The organism is Caballeronia sp. S22, assembly GCF_964261745.1.
Taxonomy (GTDB): Bacteria; Pseudomonadota; Gammaproteobacteria; order Burkholderiales; family Burkholderiaceae; genus Caballeronia; species Caballeronia jiangsuensis.
In genome coordinates this window covers 1061046-1079796 of sequence record NZ_OZ180039.1, presented here as the reverse complement: position 1 = coordinate 1079796, position 18751 = coordinate 1061046, and the positions used below count along the sequence as shown (strand labels likewise).

At 60.9% G+C, this 18751-nt stretch carries 16 protein-coding genes; 12 read left to right on the top strand and 4 right to left on the bottom strand.

All coding sequences use genetic code 11. The features are described 5' to 3' along the window. The first annotated feature begins 72 nt into the window (after positions 1–72). On the top strand, positions 73–1290 hold the full coding sequence (locus tag ACEN42_RS36680; RefSeq protein WP_371882499.1) for an FAD-dependent monooxygenase: 1218 nt from the start codon (positions 73–75) through the stop codon (positions 1288–1290). Positions 1291–1507: 217 nt separating this feature from the next. Here ACEN42_RS36680 and ACEN42_RS36675 read toward each other — a convergent pair whose 3' ends face one another. After that, complete coding sequence (locus ACEN42_RS36675; protein ID WP_371882498.1) at positions 1508–2887, bottom strand: replication initiation protein; 1380 nt, start codon at positions 2885–2887, stop codon at positions 1508–1510. A 792-nt stretch (positions 2888–3679) separates the two neighbouring features. On the opposite strand from ACEN42_RS36675, the gene ACEN42_RS36670 reads away from it, so the two are divergent. From ACEN42_RS36670 to ACEN42_RS36660, 3 genes are all read left to right on the top strand, one after another. Further along, positions 3680–4888, top strand: a complete 1209-nt coding sequence (locus ACEN42_RS36670) for a ParA family protein (protein WP_238211486.1) — start codon at positions 3680–3682, stop codon at positions 4886–4888. Continuing rightward, positions 4885–5856, top strand: a complete 972-nt coding sequence (locus ACEN42_RS36665) for a ParB/RepB/Spo0J family partition protein (protein ID WP_238211485.1) — start codon at positions 4885–4887, stop codon at positions 5854–5856. The genes ACEN42_RS36670 and ACEN42_RS36665 overlap by 4 nt, the downstream gene beginning before the upstream one ends. A 918-nt stretch (positions 5857–6774) precedes the next feature. Next, positions 6775–6981 carry a hypothetical protein gene (locus ACEN42_RS36660; protein ID WP_371882497.1) on the top strand — a complete coding sequence of 69 codons (207 nt, stop codon included), beginning with the start codon at positions 6775–6777 and terminating at the stop codon, positions 6979–6981. Between the two features lie 1344 nt (positions 6982–8325). On the opposite strand, the gene ACEN42_RS36655 is transcribed toward ACEN42_RS36660, so the two are convergent. From ACEN42_RS36655 to ACEN42_RS36645, 3 genes are all read right to left on the bottom strand, one after another. Further along, positions 8326–8493 (bottom strand): hypothetical protein, encoded by a 168-nt coding sequence (locus ACEN42_RS36655; RefSeq protein ID WP_374191224.1) that lies wholly within the window; start codon positions 8491–8493, stop codon positions 8326–8328. A 432-nt stretch (positions 8494–8925) separates the two neighbouring features. Further along, a complete protein-coding gene (locus ACEN42_RS36650) occupies positions 8926–9672 on the bottom strand; it encodes a hypothetical protein (RefSeq protein ID WP_371882495.1) in 747 nt (248 codons plus the stop codon). Between the two features lie 199 nt (positions 9673–9871). Then, entirely contained in the window at positions 9872–10999 is a 1128-nt protein-coding gene (locus ACEN42_RS36645; protein ID WP_238289585.1) for a porin, read from the bottom strand. 409 nt (positions 11000–11408) lie between these two features. Between ACEN42_RS36645 and ACEN42_RS36640 the strand changes: the two genes are divergently transcribed. Genes ACEN42_RS36640 through ACEN42_RS36605 form a run of 8 tightly spaced genes read left to right on the top strand, consistent with a single transcriptional unit; the run spans position 11409 to position 18740 of the window. Then, the gene (locus tag ACEN42_RS36640) at positions 11409–12437 is read left to right on the top strand and encodes an ABC transporter substrate-binding protein (RefSeq protein WP_187609268.1); all 1029 of its coding nucleotides are present in this window, start codon (positions 11409–11411) and stop codon (positions 12435–12437) included. A gap of 3 nt (positions 12438–12440) precedes the next feature. Next, positions 12441–13274 (top strand): ABC transporter ATP-binding protein, encoded by an 834-nt coding sequence (locus tag ACEN42_RS36635; protein WP_371882494.1) that lies wholly within the window; start codon positions 12441–12443, stop codon positions 13272–13274. Next, positions 13274–14113 (top strand): ABC transporter permease, encoded by an 840-nt coding sequence (locus ACEN42_RS36630; RefSeq protein WP_371882493.1) that lies wholly within the window; start codon positions 13274–13276, stop codon positions 14111–14113. The genes ACEN42_RS36635 and ACEN42_RS36630 overlap by 1 nt, the downstream gene beginning before the upstream one ends. Before the next feature lie 37 nt (positions 14114–14150). Then, positions 14151–15536 (top strand): FAD-dependent oxidoreductase, encoded by a 1386-nt coding sequence (locus ACEN42_RS36625; protein WP_371882492.1) that lies wholly within the window; start codon positions 14151–14153, stop codon positions 15534–15536. A gap of 17 nt (positions 15537–15553) precedes the next feature. Continuing rightward, positions 15554–16702 (top strand): CaiB/BaiF CoA transferase family protein, encoded by a 1149-nt coding sequence (locus ACEN42_RS36620; protein ID WP_371882491.1) that lies wholly within the window; start codon positions 15554–15556, stop codon positions 16700–16702. After that, positions 16699–17472 carry an enoyl-CoA hydratase-related protein gene (locus ACEN42_RS36615; RefSeq protein WP_187609272.1) on the top strand — a complete coding sequence of 258 codons (774 nt, stop codon included), beginning with the start codon at positions 16699–16701 and terminating at the stop codon, positions 17470–17472. The genes ACEN42_RS36620 and ACEN42_RS36615 overlap by 4 nt, the downstream gene beginning before the upstream one ends. Further along, positions 17472–17816, top strand: coding sequence for a ferredoxin (fdxA, locus tag ACEN42_RS36610; RefSeq protein ID WP_238211474.1), 345 nt, complete (start codon positions 17472–17474; stop codon positions 17814–17816). Before ACEN42_RS36615 ends, fdxA begins: the two co-directional genes overlap by 1 nt. A 9-nt stretch (positions 17817–17825) precedes the next feature. After that, entirely contained in the window at positions 17826–18740 is a 915-nt protein-coding gene (locus ACEN42_RS36605) for a LysR family transcriptional regulator (protein ID WP_035499147.1), read from the top strand. The last annotated feature ends 11 nt before the right edge of the window (positions 18741–18751 follow it).

Below are 18751 nucleotides of genomic sequence, written 5' to 3'. Positions count from 1 at the left end.
TGAAACTCCGCTCCCGAGAATACGGACACGGCGCACGAATGCGGCGCTCACTCAGAGATACGGAGACACATCATGGGACAACTGGATCTGAAAATCGCCATCGTCGGCGCGGGAATCGGCGGCCTCACGCTCGCGCTCGCGTTGCGCGAACACGGCGTCGATGCACAGCTTTACGAACAGACCGACGAGCTTCGCGAAGTCGGCGCGGCCGTCGCGTTGTCGGCGAACGCGACGCGCTTCTACGAGCGCATGGGGCTGCGCGCGGCCTTCGACGCCGTGTGCGCCGAAATTCCCGCGCTGATCTATCGCGATGGGCGCAGCGGCGAGCTCATCGGAGAGCATCGCGGCGAGCCGAGCTATCGGCAGCAGTTCGGCGGCTCGTATTGGGGCGTGCATCGTGCTGACCTGCAGGCGGTGCTGTCGGAAGCGGTGGGGCTCGAACGTATCAATCTCGGCCATCGGCTGATCGATCTCGTGCAGCATCCGGATCGCGTGAGTCTGAGTTTTGCCAACGGCAAACAGATCGACGCCGATCTGGTGATCGGCGCGGACGGCGCGCGCTCGATTACGCGGCGCTGGATGCTCGGCTACGACGACGCGTTGTATTCAGGCTGCTCGGGCTTTCGCGGCGTGGTGCCCGCCGGGCGCATGGATCTGCTGCCCGATCCCGAAGCCATCCAGTTCTGGATCGGTCCGCAGGGCCATCTGCTGCACTATCCGATCGGCGATGAGGGCGATCAAAACTTTCTGCTCGTCGAGCGTCATCCGTCGCCGTGGCCGTCGCGCGACTGGGTTACGCCGGCGAGTGAAGGCGAGCAATTGCGGCTGTTCGGGAACCGGCATCCGGCTGTGGTGCAGATGATCACGGCGGTGCCGACCAGTCAGCGCTGGGGGCTGTTCCATCGGCCTCCGCTCGGACGCTGGAGCAAGGGCCGCGTGACGCTCATCGGCGATGCCGCGCATGCGCTCGTGCCGCATCACGGGCAAGGCGCCAATCAGTCGATCGAAGATGCCGTCGTGCTGGCCGCGCAATTGGCGAAGGCCGGCGCGGGACGCTGGCGCGAGGCGCAGGAGGCATATGAGAGGCTGCGCCGGGGCCGTACGCGCAAGGTGCAATACGCGTCGATAACGACCGCGGACGTGCTGCATCTGCCAGACGGGCCTGAGGCGCAGGCGCGTAACGCTCGTCTTCAGGGGCGTGACAGCCTGATGCGCCACCTGGACTGGATTCACGACTTCGATGCCCTGACACAGGAACCGAGCGAGCGTCAGGGCGGCGTCTGGCTTTGAGGTTGCAGGTTCTCGACGCGGACGGCTAACGGCACGCGTCGAGGTTCATGCGTGCGAGATTCGCTCGGTGATGCGCGCCGGGCTTGTCTCGTGCGTTGCCTCGGGCGCGGATCGTCGATTGCCGCTCTTCGTTGGCGAAGCGAATCATGGCGCAAGCTCAGCGAGACCGTTAGTTGCGGACTATGCGGTGAAGCTAGCTTCGCATCGTTTTAATTTGTCAGCCCCTGCTTTTGACGGAGCGCATTTTGTTGAACACATATCCTGAGAACCCGTCTCGCAGATCGGGATATTTCTGGATGATGGCTTCGACAAGATCACTCGATGGATCGATGCCCAGCCTGCGCAGCGTCAGTTTTCCGCCAGGGCTCGTTTTGTAGGTACGACGCCAATCCTCGCGTTGTCGTGGCGTTGCGGCTTCGTACACGTCCCAGCCTCGACGAACTTCGTCGACGATCCGGTTCTGTGCATTCACGTCTTGCGCCGCGATCTGCAATGCCCGGCGCGCCTCGGCTTGTTCCTTCGCCTCCGCCTCGCGCTGATCGGTCAGCGTCAGGCCCTGCTGGATCTGTACCATCTGACGCTCAGCGTCCGACACGATCCAGCCTTCTTTCAGCGCCTTCATGAAAAAGCCGGCCGGACTCTTCGACACCTTGCCCAGCTTCAGGCTGAAACGCGTACGCTCGATTGCCTGTTCCAGACGAGCATCGGTGTAGGTATCCCGGTCCGAAGCAATCTGGCCGAATTGCGCGCTCGACAGACCGATTTCCTGCTTCAACGTCTGATACAGCGCTTGTGCGTGCTCGTGCGTATGAAGCAATCGCTCGGCCATCTCCTTTCGCTCGACGCGAAAGCGCATGCGCCCGATCTTGCGGGAGCCCGGTTCATTGCGCGTCTCATAAGAGAGAGAAAGATCGGACACCTCATTGATTTGATCCACGGCGGGCGCGAGCCAGTCTCGCTTGAAGTACTTGAATTCCTGTGCCTTCGCGCCCATCGTTCCCTGCCACGCGCGCAATTCATCGAGTGTGAACCAGTCGGTTACGCCCTCGCCCGCGTACGGAAGAAGGTGGTCGTACATGACACGTGCATAGCTGAGCGTGAAGAGAGAGGTGATGCGCAGGCTAAGCCAGTGAGATTTCCCCGGACCACGAATGATCCCGATGAGGTCGGGCGGCACTCGGAACTGGAACCGTCCGCCCACGTAGGAAATACGGCCGATCAGTTGAACCGATCCGAATGGCTTGGACCCGTCGGCATCGGGTTCCGCAGTCGCCTGAATGAGTGCCCTCTGCGCTTCCGTGATCACCTGTTCGAGATGCGCGTTATTGCGACTCGAATAGCGCATGAGCCATTTGAAATAGTCCAGTTCGACGTCGTATAGATCGTGGACCTTGTGTTCCTGAGCGACGATGAAATAAGCCGCGTCGATAAGACGTCGAGCCGACACGCCAAGATCGACGATCCGAATCAGGACGTTCTTGCGCGCGAAACCGATGTCCGAGCGAGCAGCATCGACGGGAAGGCCTTCGGCATTCGCATCGTCGAATAGCGCCAACGCCAGTTGTCTGGACGTGGCCACCTGCCCTGCTCCCGTCATTCCGCCTCCGCATCACGCGCTGTAGTTTTGCTTTCGAGCGGTACGTTAACGTCTGCAAGGTGAGCTGTCAACACAAGACACCTCACCTTTCTCCGACGCAAACACAGAACGCCTCACCTTTCCCGATCTCTCTCACAATTTGCCTCACCCTCGCCGCCCATACGTCTCACCTTCGTTGTCAATTCGCCTCACTTAGCGGGGGTAAACACAGCACTTTGGTACTCAATCAACAGCACTTCGAGCACAGTAAACCTCACCATCTGAATGTATCTATCTGATTTTTAACGAGGTCATCGGTGCTGTTAGTGGTGGTGGGTTCTGTTTTTCTAAAAAAACAAACCAGCGAGCACAAGTTCACCGATCCTGGAGATCGATTTCGCTGGACCATGCGGTTTGAACCAGGCAACTGATTTTCTCGCCTAAAGTGCTGGCGGAATGGTGAGGCGAATTGTGATCGGGCATTGATGCGTCCTTCAACGAGCTGTAGGGCCGCCTGCTGAGGTGAGGTGTTTTGTGCTCGCGCGCTTGCTCATTGATCTCCTATTAAGACGCTTGCAGAAGGATCTGACTAATTAGGGCTTCCACAACGAGCTACGCGGTATGGTCAAGTCTCGGAAAGATAAGGGGTTTTTCGGTGTGGACGATGGCTTCTGCAAAATTCCTTCGATTCCAATAGCCATTCATCACTGCGACGAGTATTCTACGGTTCGACATCCAGTTATACCAAAACCGTGGAAACACCACGGAGCGTGGAGAAAACACCTCACCGTGGATTTATAAGGAAGCGCCGGAATGAATTTGAGTGAACTGCCAGGGATCAATCGAAGGGTGAAGCTCTCCAATCTTGGCGAGTTCGCCGAGCGTTTGTCGGTCATGACGAACGAACTGCGAGATCAGATCCTTGCCCCCAGGCCGCGGAAGACGGCTCCCGTCTTCACGATCGGCGAGCTCTCCGACATGTGCGGCATCGACCGCCAGAAAATCAACTATCTGGCGACCAAGGACGGAAGCGAATTGCCTCCGGGAGAAACGCACGGGACGGGCCGCGCGCGCATCTTCTCCTTGCGGGACGCCCGGACCTGGGTGCAACAGGTCTCGGACATTTATCAGACGCCGCTTGTCACCGGTACGCGAGAACATCGGGGTCGCGTATTGATCACCGCGAACTTCAAAGGCGGCTCGTGCAAGACGACGACATCGATGTGCATCGGTCAGGGACTGAGTCTGCGTGGTCGCAAGGTTCTCATGATCGACCTTGACCCACAAGCATCGCTTTCGGAACTGTGCGGCTTGTACGCCGAAAAGGATCTGACCTGGGAGGATACAGTCCTGCCCTATATCTATGATCCGGATATCGAAGGCGGCCTCTCGTCGAAGGTCCAGACGACCTATTGGGATGGTCTCGATGTGATTCCGGCGCACAACTATTTGCACGACGCCGAGTTTCATCTGCCGACCGCTCAGAAGACGAATGCGAACTTCGAGTTCTGGTCGGTGCTAAGGAAAGGTATCGAGCCGCTGCGTGCTCAATACGACTACATCATCCTCGATACCGCTCCGTCACTCTCTTATATGACGCTCAACGGACTGATGGCGGCCGACTCGATGGTGATGCCGCTCGTACCCGAGAGTCTCGACTTCATTTCCTCGGTGTCGTTTTGGTCGCTGTTCGCGGAAGTCGCGAATGGTTTCGTAGAGCATGAGGTCGACAAAACCTACGATTTCGTCTCGGTACTCCTCTCTCGCGTGGACTACGGAAGTACGTCGTCGGCGCCGGTAGTGCGCTCTTGGTCTCAGCGAGCGTATGGCGACTGGCTGCACACCACTGAGATCCCGGCCAGTTCCGTTATGAGTAACGGCGCGTTGGCGTTTTCGACTGTGTTCGACCTGTCGCGCGCCGAGACCGTCGCGAAAACCTTGGCGCGCGTAAAGCAGCCGATGGTGGACTACTGCAAATGGATCGATGACCAGTATGTCGCCCAATGGAGGGCAGGACAATGAGCAGCCTTCGTGATCGCATGATGAGCAAGACCGCCGAGGTTCGAGCGGCGAAAGACATTCAGCTCGATCCGCAGCAGGAGAAGGCCGTCAGCCCGCGGACCGCACCCGGCATGGCGGCCGCGTTGGCGGCTGCGCAGCAGCGTATTGCTCAGCTCGAACACGCCGGTCCCGCATCGGAGGCGGCAGTATCGGAAATCATTCCGAATCCGTGGCAGCCTCGCCAAGTGTTCAACGACGCCAAGCTTGTTCAACTGGCGGAGTCGATTCGTGAAGCCGGACTTGTTCAGCCTATTGTTGTACGGCGCGTCGGCGCGGGATTTCAAATTGTCGCGGGCGAGCGGCGGTGGCGCGCGCACAAGATGATCGGAAAGGAGTCGATCAAAGTCCTGGTGGTCGACCTCTCGGACGAAGAGATGGCGATGCTCGCCCTCGTGGAGAACGTCGCCCGCGAGGATTTGTGTGACTACGAGATTTCGCGATCGATTCGGCGGACCGAGAAGGAGTTTCCTAACCGCAAGCGGATGGCGGAGGCTTTGGGAATTTCACGGTCGGAGCTTTATCGCTATTTAGCTTTCGGTGAATTGCCTGATTTCGTTCTCCAGGATTTGGATGTGCAACCGCGTTTGCTGGGCGCGACTGCCGCTGAAAACGTCGTGTCCGTGCTTCGCGGACGGAATGAGGCTGCTTTCGGGATCGCCAAGGATCTTTGGGCGCGAGTGGTGGCGGGGGATTTGGAACAGTCGAAATTCGGCAGGGCGATCAAGCAGGCGTTGGAGGATGAAGGCAAGCCGGCACCCGGTGTGAGCGATCGCAGCATCGACAAAATATTCGCGGGCGGATCGCAAGCGGGGTCGATCACAAAGGATTCAATGGGGTTGACTGTCAAGATCAAAGCGGGCTCCCTGACCGCAGACAAGGAAAAGCAAATTCGAGATTTGGTGACGCAGTTGTTTGCGGATAACGGCTAATTTGCGTCTGACTATTAAAGTAGCCCTATGTCGTCCTGCGATTTTCCGGTTGGTAGTGTCTCAACTTGGGACAGTCAACTGAACCGACATATCGTCTCGTAAGCCGAAATTCGGCGGGTGTCCCTACTTGGGACACCCATTGCCCATTCGATGGGTAAGGGCCCTCCTGCTACATCCCGGGCCCCTTTCCCACTCCAGACCGGTGAGAACGTATCCTTGAGTTCTTGTCGATTCTTCTCGCCGCTGCTGCCGATCTTAGCCCTGTCAGTCCCGCGGCCGAAACCTCTGCCAACGTAACCATTTCTTGCTCCCACGCAGTCCCGCTGTCCACTGTTCATTGTCAAAGCTAGAGCGGCCTCAGATGACCGAAAGGAATGGTAAAAACAGTCGACGACTGGCGTGGGACTGAGCAAAATTCTGGAGCGGAGTTCTCGCGCGTTCGTCGCGCCCGCGCAGCCATTAATTTGGACGATGAGCTCCCAAAGAGTTGTGAGCACTAGCGTTCAATGAAACGCGCGGCTAACACTGAAGCCTTACGAAGCCTCTTCAGTCGGCGAAACCAGGCTAGATTTGCTTCTTCTGCTTCCTCTCCGGGTCGCCTCGCTCGACCCATGTAGCAGTTGCATCGCCGGCGCTATCGCAACACAGTGTCGAAATCGCCGCGCCATGGCTCAGCTCAAAATAGCGCGTAGACATACAACTGCGGACTTTAACAGCGACGAGCAAAAAACTAGTGTGAGTAGTGCGGGGCTTGTACTCCGGCTGCGATGGACGATCCGATGCAGACGGGCGACTCGCGCGATAGCATTCTAGGAAAACCGTGCCAAATAAGTGCCATCGCGAGTTAGCGCACTCGGGAGAGTGGCAGCAACGCTTCCGCTCCCAATTCCATTAGGCTTGACGCGACGTCAGGAAAAAATGAACGCCGCCGGCTTGGTCGCTGACATTCGTCCGCGCGCATCTTACGTGTGCGGCTTGCCAATAAAAGAAGACGGTCGCCATGACGGCACAGCGTCGGCCTTGACGGCAAAGGCACAAGCGAAGAACGCGAGCATCGAGTTTCTGATGGCGTTGAACGTCGCGCCCAGTACGACCAGCGCACTCGTCGCATCGCTGCGACCATGAAAACAATGCGCCAAGCGCCCGCCAGAGAGTATTCACCGAGGCAACGTGGTACAGGCCGTACTATTCGAAACCGATTTCTTGAAGCCACCGGCTTAAATCGCGTGTTGCCAGATTACGATTCAGATTGCACTGCGGATAGGATTTGCATCCTTTACTTTGTGCATAGAACCTAAGCCATTGTCCACGATGGGCTGGAGGCCGCAATCAACAGGCGATGAAGGGTTTGGTTAAGAGTCTGATGCGTGACTATCGCATGCATCCCGAAGTCCACACGGCGACCATGGCGCACAGTCGCGCGCTCACTTTTGAACCCTATGGACGAACATCATCCTCGTAGCGCGCTTATGTAGCGTTCACCACGCCGACTCAGGTGCAATCCCAACTCGTAAATCAAGCGCGAGGCAACGTCCACGATGGAGCGCACGTCTACTGAGTTGCCTTAATCGCTGAGCCGCAGGCGACAGCAATTACATCGAGGTCGGTCGACAAGCAAATTGAACCTCACGTGAAAGCTACGTCTCTTCGAGACTGCCTGCGGAAGCGATGAGCGCGCGGTGATCGACATCGGCCGGAGGTGTTCTGCTGAGGAGCAGAGAGTGGTCAAAACTGAGATCGGACAGTCGAGTCCTAGGGTGAGCTAGTCGAACCGAGTCCCAAGACGCCGTCCCTGCCGCGCTCATGCGCTCGGCATAATCTTCAAATCCACGGGCGGGATCCTTCCCGTTCCGAATCACCAATAGCTCGCAAACTACGACCCGATGGGCTTTGATCGGTGAGCCTACTCACGCCCTGGCAACCTGCCGTCGCTTCGGCGGAGAGGACCGTGAAACAATCAATGCAGCGATGATAAGTGCCTTTAGCCCTTGCTGGTATGGGCTTTAGCGCCGTTTTTCATCTATCTTCGAGGAATTGTTTCACGCCTTTATCGAAGCTGACACGCACCGAACCCATGCATTACGCCTTGGAGGCGTTGAAGCAGTCCTTCACAGTGTTTTCGTAGCAAAATAGCTTGATTATGTATCGTTCGATACATCTGCAGCCAGTACCGTGATGCGAGACGAGCGCGGTCCACTCCCGCTGACTCTAAGCCATCTCACCCGATCGCGCCGCGATTGGCAGTCTGCGTTGGCAGCAATCAACGATTGAATGCATTCAAACAACGCCCGGATACGCCACCTTTCTAAGCGCGCCCCTGTCGGTGCGCGATTGAAAAGGGCGGTTAGGTTCAGCATGAGCCATGCTTCTGCGAGACGCGATCCAATTACGAGCGGGACCGATCTGCTCCGTATCGAGAGAACCAGAGCGAAAATGCCCACGCTGCGCATGACTAACGCCCCGGCCGGACTAACGCGCACGTACCTTCGCAAGTTTGCGTGAACGAACGTGATCAAAAGCGCGCAGTGCGTTCGAATTCGGAATCAGGCGCGGGAAGAACACGTCCAAAACCGTCATCAAAGACAGGAGTACGACAGCGACAAACCCAATCGTGCCAAGGAATTCAAGCAATGCCATGTCTACCTCATCCGGTCGCGAAATCTGTGGTGTCGGAGAATCGATTTGCCTTGAGTATGCATTTAGCATCGCCGCATCAAAGTCGCGATAAGCCATCACAATGCGTGTCTGTTCGGCGTTTGAGCGCCTTCGTGGTACGGGCTTGTCGCGCGCGTTTACCATGGCGTCCGCGGCACGCCGTGCCACAAATGCCAACGTAAGAGCCGCCACGCACATCGACCTGCGAACCTTGGCGCCGCAATCACCCACACCAATCACGACGCAACTAACGGTCTAAGGCGCAAAGCATCGGCGAAATCGTTCCTGCCCAAGCATCATCGAGAGTCTCTGCCAATTTAAAAGGCGCCATCATCCCGCCGACGGATCCGCCAAAAAGCGGCTCCTTGAAGAGGGCACTAAACCGAATCCAGTCGATTCAACGCCCTCATCCCCTCACTTCGTAGCAGCAACAACAAACGCATCCGACCGATCGGGCAGCGTCAGCGCCGCGAGCACTTGACCGTTGGTAAAGAACACGACACCCGTAACCGTGACGCCCGGATAAACACAAGGCGCGCCTCCAAACGTAATCGCGGCATCCAGAAAATACTTGTTCCCATGAGGCGTTGCCGTCCCGCTGAACGTGCAGCCGCTCGCTCCAGCACCCTTGATCGCGCCGTCCTGACCGATCGCGAACGTGGTGGTCTCACTGCCCTTGATCGATCCCGCCGCGCCCGAATAACTCCCCGCGACCGCCGACAGCGCGATCGCGCGCTCATACATGCCGTCGTAAAGCAGATTGAACTTGAAGCTGTTCTGCTTCGCGGCGCTCGTATAGATCACGCCCTGGACACTGTTCTTCTCGTTGTAACCCGCGAGGACAGGCGTATCGCTCGCGCTCTTGCCGGTGATGTCGAAGGTGCGCGCGTTGTCGGATTGAAACGCGCCATGAGATGCGGACGCCGTGCCTTGCACCAACCCGAATGCGTTGGTCGTCGTGTTGGCATACACGAAATAGTAAACACCTGTATCGAGCACAACGCCGCCGACAACGTTGCCGTTTACATCGGTTCCCGAATAAAGGCCTTGGGCGGCGTTTGCCTCGGGCGCGCTGGGCGTGCTGTCCGAGCCACCGCCTCCACCTCCGCCGCATCCGGCCAAAGCGATCGAAAGTGCAGATACCGCGACGACGAGTTTCATGTTTGTTCTGGTGTTTTGACTTGCGCTCGCGGCAAGGGAAATTAAAAAAGCCAACCTGGGTTGCGAAACGATCCGGAAGCCGCAAAAACGGCCGCGTATTCTAGCAACGGCCACGAAAGCGAATCGGCGCTCTCACTGACTTAACGGCACCGAGGATTACAACTTGAGGTCGACGTTTCCAATCCGATGCCCTGAAGCGTTACCACCGATGCCTCAACCCGACGACGGCCGAGACTTGCGTCTTCGTCGTCGACGGCGACAACGTGTAGATCTGCGCATAGGGCGCGTCCTTCGCCGCATGCTGATAGATGCCGACAAGGAACAGGTCCGTCCGCTTGCTTAGAAAGTAGTTCGCGCCCGCATTCACTTGATGCCAAGCGGGAGACGCGTCCTGCGGATGGTACTGGCCGGTCGTGTAGATATACGCCGCGCCGAGCAGCAGGTCGGGCAAGACATAGTCCGTCAGCGAGATTTCGAAGTTCTGCAGCGTCAATCGCGATTCGTCCAGATAGTCGAAGCGCGCGTTCGTATAGAGGAACGACGCGCTCGCTGATCCGAATGCGTAAGCGCCGCCAGCGCCGTACATCGTCTGTCTGCGCACGCCCGATCCCGTCGCCGGGTTGGTGATGAAGGGCGACGTGAATCCATAATCGCCGACCACTGCGCCGTTCGGGTTGTTCGGATCGTTCGGCTCGTTGACGAGCAGGAACGCGGCGCCCAGTGACAACGGACCTCTGCGGTACTGCACCGCCGCGCTGTACGCGTTGTTGTCGGAAAAGCCGCCCGCGCGATTCGAGAAGCCATACAGCGCTTCCGCCTGAAAGCCGCCATAGTCGATCGTCTTGTACTGCACCGCGTTGTTGATGCGGAAGGTATCGAACACATTGTCGCTGTCGCCGATATGCGCGCCATACGCCGCGAACTGGCACGCCGATTCGAACATGCACAGCGTGACTGCCTCGTCGTACTGACGCCCGAACGTGATCGTGCCGAGCGTGTTCGACGACAATCCGACGAACGCCTGCCGCCCGAACTCGCGTCCTCCCTGCGACAGCGTGCCGTTGCCGATGTTGTAGCCGCTCTCCAGCGTGAAGATCGCCTTCACGCCGCCGCCCAGATCCTCGGTGCCCTTCATGCCCCAGCGCGGCGTCTGCATCGGACCGCTCGCGAACTGCCAGGTCGAATGTCCCTGCTTGTCCGCGCCGCGCTGGTTGTTCGCGTAGACGATGCCTGTCGAAACCAGCCCATAGAGCGTTACGGTGCTCTGGGCAAACGCGCTCTGGACGCACAGCGCGCTTGCGGCGATGACCAACAAACGTCGTTTCATGGCTTTCCTGTCGTATGAGTTTGAACGGAAACATCTCGATCGATAAGGATGACGAACCAACCTTTTTGAAGCCCGGCGTCGCCTCTCACGGACATCGGCAACAGCGATTCGTCCCGGTTGCGACAGATTCTTGCGGAACAAAAAACGCGCGGGATAGCACCGAATTTGGCCACCAGCGAGCGAATTTTTAGCGCGCATGCGCTCCGCATCCGTGCGCGCCGCGTACGCCTTTCATCGCTTTCGAGGCGCCGGGTATACCCACCCCGATCTAATTTCGGCATCACTCATCGCAAAAAATGATGCTATGCGGGGACACTTTTGGCTGCTGACAATGGGATCACTCGGCATCACCCGTCTGACGAAAGACAGTGGAAAAGGGGAGCCCATGCAGGAAACACCGGAGACGAAAATGGCAATGATCGAAAACGCGGGAAGGCGGCGCATGTTGCGCACGCTCACCGCGGGTGCGTTAGCGACGAGCGGCGGCCTGCTGTCGGTGCGAGCGTTCGCCGGCGGACTCGCGACCGTGAACATGCAGCTCGGCTGGGTGCCGGGCGGCAATCAGGTCGGTGAGGTGGTCGCCAAGCGCCTCGGCTACTACGAGAAGGAAGGCATCGATTTTCATATCCAGCCGGGCGGCCCTAACATCGACGGTGTCGCGATCGTCGCGTCCGGGCGCTTTCAGGCGGGCGAGATTTCATCGAGTCCATCGATCATGCTGGCCGTGTCGGAAGGGCTGCCCATCAAATGCATCGCGGTTGGGCTCCAGCAGCATCCGTATACGTTCTTCTCGCTGAAGAAGGCGCCGATCCGCTCGCCGCAGGACATGATCGGCAAGCGCATCGGCATTCAGTCGACGGGCATGGTCCTGCTGCGCGCGCTGCTCGCGAAACACAAGATCCCCGAGAGCCAGGTGAAGATCGTGCCCGTCGGCGCGGACATGATGCCGCTCGTCGCCGGTCAGGTCGATGCCGTCACCGGCTGGCAGACCAACACCACGGCGCTGAAGCCGCTCGGCGCCGATCGCGTGGACTTGCGTCTGTGGGACACCGGCGTGCGCCTCTACGCGCTGCCGTACTACGCGACCACGTCGAGCCTGAAGGAGCATCCGGAAGTCGTCGCGGGATTTCTTCGTGCCACCGCGCGCGGCTGGATGTACGCCAACCAGAATCGCGATCAGGCCGTCGACATGCTGGTGAAGGATTATCCGAACCTGAATCGCGCGGATGAGCGCGTCGCGATCGATTCGCTGATGAGCTACGCATTCAACCAGACCACGCAGACGCAGGGCTGGGGCGCGATGGACGCGGGCGTCTGGGAAGAACAGATCGCGATGTACGGCCAGCTCGGCCAGTTCCGCGCGGGACAACCCAAAGTCGACGACGTCATGACGATGGACGTGCTCAAGGCCACTCACTCCTCTCGCCTGAAGGTGTAACCCATGCATGCTGCCACTTTGAATCCGCCGCGCGCGGAGCGGGCTAGCTCGCACTTCGCGTTGCCGCAAGACATCGATTGCGCGATCAGTTGCCGCGACATCAACGTGCGCTTTTTCACCGACCGCCGCAGCGTCACCGCGATCGAGGGCCTCAGCCTCGATATCGCGGCGGGCGAATTCCTCACACTGCTCGGCCCGTCGGGCTGCGGCAAGTCGACGTTTCTGCGCGTGGTCGCCGATCTCGTAAAGCCGAGCCGCGGCAGCATCAGCGTGCTTGGTTCGCCGCCGCAAGCCGCGCGCGAGCGGCGCGATATCGGCTTCGTGTTTCAGGACGCTGCGCTATTGCCGTGGCGCACCGCGATCCAGAACGTCGAGCTGCCGCTCGAAGTCGCGCACGGCAAGACGCGCGCCGGCCGGGCGACGCCGCGCGAATTGCTGGAACTCGTCGGTCTGAAAGGCCGCGAGGACGCGTTTCCACATGAGATGTCCGGCGGCATGCGCCAGCGCGTCGCGATTGCGCGTGCGCTCGTCTGCGATCCGAAAGTGCTGTTGATGGACGAGCCCTTCGGCGCGCTCGACGAGATCACGCGCGACCGCCTCAACGAAGAACTGCGCCGCGTCTGGAAGGAGCTCGGCCTGACGACGCTCTTCGTCACCCACAGCATCTATGAGGCCGCGTTCCTCGGTCAGCGCGTGCTCATGCTCGCGGCGAACCCTGGACGCGTGAAGGAAATCGTGCCGGTGGACCTGCCCGAGAACCGCACGCTCGATATCCGCGAGACGCGCGAATTCGTCGAACTCACCGCGCACCTGCGCCGCGTACTGGAGACTTGCTGATGGCTACGTCCGAAATGAACCTGAACGTGCCGGCCAACATCCCGGACGCGGAATCGCAGGCGTGGCGCGCGCGCCGTCGCCAGCAGTTGTGGCGCGCCCGCATGCTGCCGGCGCTCGGCGTCGCGAGCCTGATCTTCGCGTGGTGGGCGGTGGTCGCGGGCTTTCATGTGAAGCCGTTCATCGCGCCTTCGCCGGCGCTCGTGTTCGAGACGCTCTTCGCCAAGAGCGACGTGCTGCTGCAGAACCTCGTGCCGACCGCGATCGAAGCCTCGCTCGGCTTTGTGCTCGGCAATCTCGTGGCCATCGTGCTCGCGACGATCTTCGTGCACAACAAGACGCTGCAGGACATCTTCTATCCGGTCGCGGTGATGATCAATTCGATTCCGGTGGTCGCGAAGGCGCCGATCCTCGTGCTCATCATGGGCAACGGGCTGGAGCCGAAGATCACGATCGCGGCGATCGTCTGCTTCTTCCCGACGCTCGTGAACATGGTGCGCGGTCTCGAAGCTGTCAATCCACAGTCGATGGAACTGATGCACGTGCTTTCCGCCAGCAAGCGCGAAATCTTCTTCAAGCTGAGGCTCTACGCATCGCTGCCGTATCTGTTCTCCGCGCTGCGCATCGCGGCGTCGATGTCGGTGATCGGTGCGGTCGTGGGCGAGTGGATCGGCGCGACCGAAGGCATCGGCGCGATGATCATTCAGGCGACTTATGCCTTCGACTCGGCGCTGCTCTATACGGCGATCATCATGAGCGCCGTTCTCTCGGGCTTCTTTTTTCTCGTGATCGCGGCGCTCGAGCGCTGGCTCGTCAAGTGGCAGCCGGAAGGCGTCCGCTGAATCCGACGCGACACGAACCATCAACACAGGAGACGAAATGAATACGATCAGCGACTGGATTCAGGAACCCGCACGCGATGTGCGCGTGGCGGCGCAAGCAAACGTCGTCGTGGTCGGCGGCGGCCCGGCGGGCTTGTCGGCGGCGATCGCAGCCGCACGCAATGGCGCCGAAGTGATACTGCTCGAACGCTACAACCATCTGGGCGGTCTCGCATCGGGCGGCATGGTGCTCGTGCTCGACGACATGTGGGACAACCATCTGAACGAGATCTCGGTGCGCGGCACCTGCATGACGTTCATCGAGCGCATGGCCGCACGCAAGCTCGCCTATTTCCCGCGTGCCGACGAATGGGGCGACGATCCGACGGCGTATCGCAAGTGGGGCCGCTGGGGCACGTTCGATTTTCATAGCCAGAAGAACCCGCATCCGGTGTGCTTCGCCGCGGCCTTCGATCCCGATGCGATGAAGCGCGTCGCGCTCGAAATGGTCGAGTCGCTCGGCATCAAGCTGCGGCTGCATTCGTGGTTCTCGCGCACGCTCGTCGAGGACGGCAAGGTCAAAGGCGTGATCTGCGAGACCAAGAGCGGGCGCGAAGCGATTCTCGCCGATGTCGTCATCGACGCGACCGGCGATCTCGACGTCGCGGCGTCGGCGGGCGTGCCGCATGTCGGCGGCAGCTACATCACGACGACCGTGTTTCGTCTGGGCGGTGTCGATACCGAAGCTGCCGAGCGCTTCGAAGCAGAGGAACCGGAAGCGTTCGCCGCGCTCGATCGCCAGATCAAGCGGATTCTCGGCGGCTCGTGGGGCTACTGGTGGCTCAAGACGCCGCTGCCGGGCGTCGTGTGGTGCAACTGCCCGCACATGGCCGGTCTCGATGGACTGAAGCCCGAGGACCTGACGCGTGCCGAGATGCAGGGACGCAGCCACATTCACGCGGTCGTCGAATTCGTGCGCGAGAAGCTGCCGGGCTTCGAGCAATGCTACGTGATCGATGTCGCGCCGCAGACCGGCGTGCGTCAGACGCGCCTGTTGCAGGGCGAATACGTGATGACGAAGGAAGACCTCGCGCAGCGCACGCGCTTCACCGACAGCATCGCGCGCGGACGCGACTACTACATGCCGTATCGCGTGCTGTTGCCGAAGGAGATCGACAACCTGCTCGTCGCGGGCCGTCATTACTCGGCGACTTCGCAGGCGCAGAAGATGTCGCGCGAAATCCCGCCGTGCATGGCGATGGGCGAAGCCGCGGGCGTCGCGGCGGCGCTCGCGCTGAACGCAGGCGTCACCGTGCGCGACGTCGATGTATCCGCGCTGCAGAAGACGCTGCGCGCGCAGGGCGCGGACCCGGGCGACCAGAGCGGGCGCAACGCGGACGTCCCGGCGCTCGCGCGGCATATCGATGCGAGGGAAGCGGCATGAGCAACACGGAGAACAAGATGAAAAAGAACGATCTTCCATTGACCGGCGTGCGCGTGATCGATCTCACGCAAGTGATGATGGGCCCCGTCTGCACGCAGATGCTCGCCGACTACGGCGCCGATGTCGTCAAGATCGAACGGCACGGCGCGGGCGATCTGAGCCGCTCGACTTTCGAACCGGTCGCGGGCGCGGACAACCCGATCTTCTGCAGCCTGAATCGCAACAAGCGCAGCGTCGCGCTCGATCTGCGCGATGCATCGCAGATGGAAGCGTTGAAGGCGCTGATCGCGGAAGCGGACGTCGTCGTGAACAACTTCCGCGCGGGCGTGATGGATCGGCTGGGTCTCGGCTACGAAGCCTGCCGCGCGCTGAATCCGCGCATCATCTACGCGGTCGGCACGGGTTTCGGCGAGACGGGACCGTATGCGCACAAGGGCGGACAGGACGTGCTCGCGCAGGCGATGAGCGGCGTGATGGCGCGCCGCGCCGACGACTCGCTGCCTGTCTCCGTCTATCCGACGGCGCTCGCCGATTACTCGGCGGGCATGCACATGGTGCAGGGCATTCTGCTCGCGCTCTTGCATCGGGAGCGCACGGGCGAAGGGCAGAAGGTCAACGTGTCGCTCTACAACTCGATGCTCGCGATGCAGATGCAGGAAGCCGCGATGATCATGATGGCGGACTCCGAAGTGAACTGGGCCGCGATGCCGCTCTCCGGCGTGTTCGAGACGACGACGGGTCCGCTCGTGCTCGTCGGCGCGTTCAAGGCGAATCCGTTGCGCGACATCTGCGCGGCGCTGGAAATCGACGACATGTCCGCCGATGCGCGCTTCTGCAACCTGAACCAGCAGTTCGCACACAAGGCCGAATTGCAGCGCACCTTCCGCGAGCGCTTCGCGAGCAACAGCCGCGAATACTGGCTCGCGCGGCTCGAAGAACAGGACCTTTTGTGCGCGCCGGTGCGCGATCTGCGCGAGGCGCTCGTCGATCCGCAGACGCTGCATAACCGGCTCGTCATCGAAGGCGACGGAGAAGGGCAGCCGGTGCGCCTGATCGGCAGCCCGATCGAGCTGTCTAACGCGCCTGTCGTGTTGCGCCGTGCACCGCCGCGCCTCGGCCAGCACACGGCCGAGGTGCTCGGCCTCACGACGACGGAGGCCGTATGAGCGTGCGCCTCGTCATCGATCGGCACGTGGCCACCGTGACGCTCGCGCGTCCGGAAGCGCTCAACGCCGTCGATCTGGAAACCGAAGCCGAACTGCAACGCATCTGGAGCGAGCTCGAGCATAACCGCGACGTGCGCGTCGTCGTGCTGACGGGCGAAGGCGAGCGCGCGTTCTGCGTCGGCGCGGATCTCAAGAATCCCGCGATGAGCGGCCTCGAATACTGGGCCGCGCCGCGTCCGGGCGGCTTCGGCGGCATCGCGCTGCGCGAGACGCTGAATGTGCCGGTGATCGCGCGCGTGAACGGTTACGCGCTCGGCGGCGGCTTCGAGATGGTGCTCGGCTGCGACCTCGTGATCGCGTGCGAGGAAGCGAGCTTCGGCTTGCCCGAGGCGCTCGTCGGCCGCATGCCGCTCGACGGCGGCATGACCCTGCTGCAACGCCAGATCCCCTATCGTCAGGCGATGGCGATGCTCATGACGGGACGCCGCATTTCCGCGCACGAAGCGCGGGAGATGGGCCTCGTCAACGAGGTCGTCGCGCGAGCGGAACTGGACGCAACCGTCGATCGATGGGTCGATGCGGTGCTCGCGTGCGCGCCGTTGTCGGTGCAGGCGATCAAGCAGGTCGTGCGCCGCACGTCGACGCTGTCCGCGAGCGAGGCGCAGGCGCTCAGGCTCCCCGCGCTCGTCAGCGCGCTGCAGTCCGAGGACGCGCACGAAGGCGTGCGCGCGTTCCAGGAAAAGCGCAAGCCGCAATGGAGGGGACGCTGATGGCCTATGTGATCGGGTCGCCGTGCATCGACGTGAAAGACGGCGCATGCGTGCAGTGCTGTCCGGTCGATTGCATCTACGAAGGCGGGCGCACGCTTTATATCCATCCGGAGGAATGCATCAACTGCGGCGTGTGCGTTTCGGTGTGCCCGACCGAGGCGATCTATCACGAGGAAGAACTGCCGCCCGCGCAAGCCGCGTTCGCGGCGGTGAACCGTGCCTTCTTCGACGTTGACGTGAGCGCGCTCGGTTCGCCGGGTGGCGCATCGGACGTCGGCAGGGTAGCCTTCGATCACCCCGTGGTCGCGTCGTGGCCGCGAAGCAGCGTTACGGTGACGGACTGAGGGCAAACGATGCACGCGAACGTTCTGAAGTATTTCGTCGAGGTCGCGCGGTGCGGATCGATCCGCAAGGCTGCGCAGAACCTCTATGTCGCGTCGAGCGCGGTGAACCGGCAGATACTCAAGCTCGAATCCGAGATGGGCACCGAGCTCTTCGACCGGCTGCCCAACGGCATCCGCCTGAACGCGGCGGGCGAGCGCGTGCTGCAGCACATTCGCGGCACGCTGAACGATTTCCACCTGATGCGCAGCGAGCTCGACGAACTGAAGGGCGATCGCAAAGGCCACGTGTCCGTGGTGGCGATGGATTCGCTGTTCGTCGATTTTCTGCCGGCGACAGTCGAGGAATTCTCGGATGCGTATCCGGCCGTCACGTACTCGATCGCCGCCGTGCCGCCCCACGATGTCCCGCCGCGCGTGCTGACCGGCGAGTACGACGTCGGCATCACGTACATCACGAAGCTGCCCGCCGGGCTCGACGTCGTGACGGAAGTGCCCTTGCCGCCGGGCGTCGTGATGGCGTCGTCGCATCCGCTTGCGAAGCGCGAGCGCGTGACCTTCGACGAGTGCCGCCATCACGCGTTCCTGCGCCTCGAAGGCCGCTCGCCGATCCAGGGCGCCATGAGCAGCGAGTTCCCCGCGTTCTGGGAATTGCTGCAGCCGAGCGTCACCTGCAACTCGACGACGCTGCTCAAGCGTCTGATCGCATCCGGGCGCGGCATATCGTTCTTCTCCAAGCTCGCTTTTCTCGACGAGCTGTCGCGCGGCGACGTCGTGTGGCGGCCGATCGACGACGAGAACATCAACGAGCTGACGGTCGGCATCATCGTTCCGAGCCAGCGCGCGCTGCCGCATGTGACGGGCGAATTCATCGAGCGAATGGTGCGCAGGCTGAAGCATGTCGAGCTGACGTTGCGGGAGTTTTGAGTTGCTCCCGC

Bases quoted from the DNA above. Each gene is read 5' to 3' on its own strand.
- fdxA (WP_238211474.1), top strand. From the start codon at position 17,472: ATGGCCTATGTGATCGGGTCGCCGTGCATCGACGTGAAAGACGGCGCA.
- ACEN42_RS36655 (WP_374191224.1), bottom strand. From the start codon at position 8,493: ATGGCATTGCTTGAATTCCTTGGCACGATTGGGTTTGTCGCTGTCGTA.
- ACEN42_RS36605 (WP_035499147.1), top strand. From the start codon at position 17,826: ATGCACGCGAACGTTCTGAAGTATTTCGTCGAGGTCGCGCGGTGCGGA.
- ACEN42_RS36665 (WP_238211485.1), top strand. From the start codon at position 4,885: ATGAGCAGCCTTCGTGATCGCATGATGAGCAAGACCGCCGAGGTTCGA.
- ACEN42_RS36630 (WP_371882493.1), top strand. From the start codon at position 13,274: ATGGCTACGTCCGAAATGAACCTGAACGTGCCGGCCAACATCCCGGAC.
- ACEN42_RS36650 (WP_371882495.1), bottom strand. From the start codon at position 9,672: ATGAAACTCGTCGTCGCGGTATCTGCACTTTCGATCGCTTTGGCCGGA.
- ACEN42_RS36625 (WP_371882492.1), top strand. From the start codon at position 14,151: ATGAATACGATCAGCGACTGGATTCAGGAACCCGCACGCGATGTGCGC.
- ACEN42_RS36635 (WP_371882494.1), top strand. From the start codon at position 12,441: ATGCATGCTGCCACTTTGAATCCGCCGCGCGCGGAGCGGGCTAGCTCG.
- ACEN42_RS36660 (WP_371882497.1), top strand. From the start codon at position 6,775: ATGAACGCCGCCGGCTTGGTCGCTGACATTCGTCCGCGCGCATCTTAC.
- ACEN42_RS36645 (WP_238289585.1), bottom strand. From the start codon at position 10,999: ATGAAACGACGTTTGTTGGTCATCGCCGCAAGCGCGCTGTGCGTCCAG.
- ACEN42_RS36680 (WP_371882499.1), top strand. From the start codon at position 73: ATGGGACAACTGGATCTGAAAATCGCCATCGTCGGCGCGGGAATCGGC.
- ACEN42_RS36670 (WP_238211486.1), top strand. From the start codon at position 3,680: ATGAATTTGAGTGAACTGCCAGGGATCAATCGAAGGGTGAAGCTCTCC.
- ACEN42_RS36675 (WP_371882498.1), bottom strand. From the start codon at position 2,887: ATGACGGGAGCAGGGCAGGTGGCCACGTCCAGACAACTGGCGTTGGCG.
- ACEN42_RS36620 (WP_371882491.1), top strand. From the start codon at position 15,554: ATGAAAAAGAACGATCTTCCATTGACCGGCGTGCGCGTGATCGATCTC.
- ACEN42_RS36615 (WP_187609272.1), top strand. From the start codon at position 16,699: ATGAGCGTGCGCCTCGTCATCGATCGGCACGTGGCCACCGTGACGCTC.
- ACEN42_RS36640 (WP_187609268.1), top strand. From the start codon at position 11,409: ATGGCAATGATCGAAAACGCGGGAAGGCGGCGCATGTTGCGCACGCTC.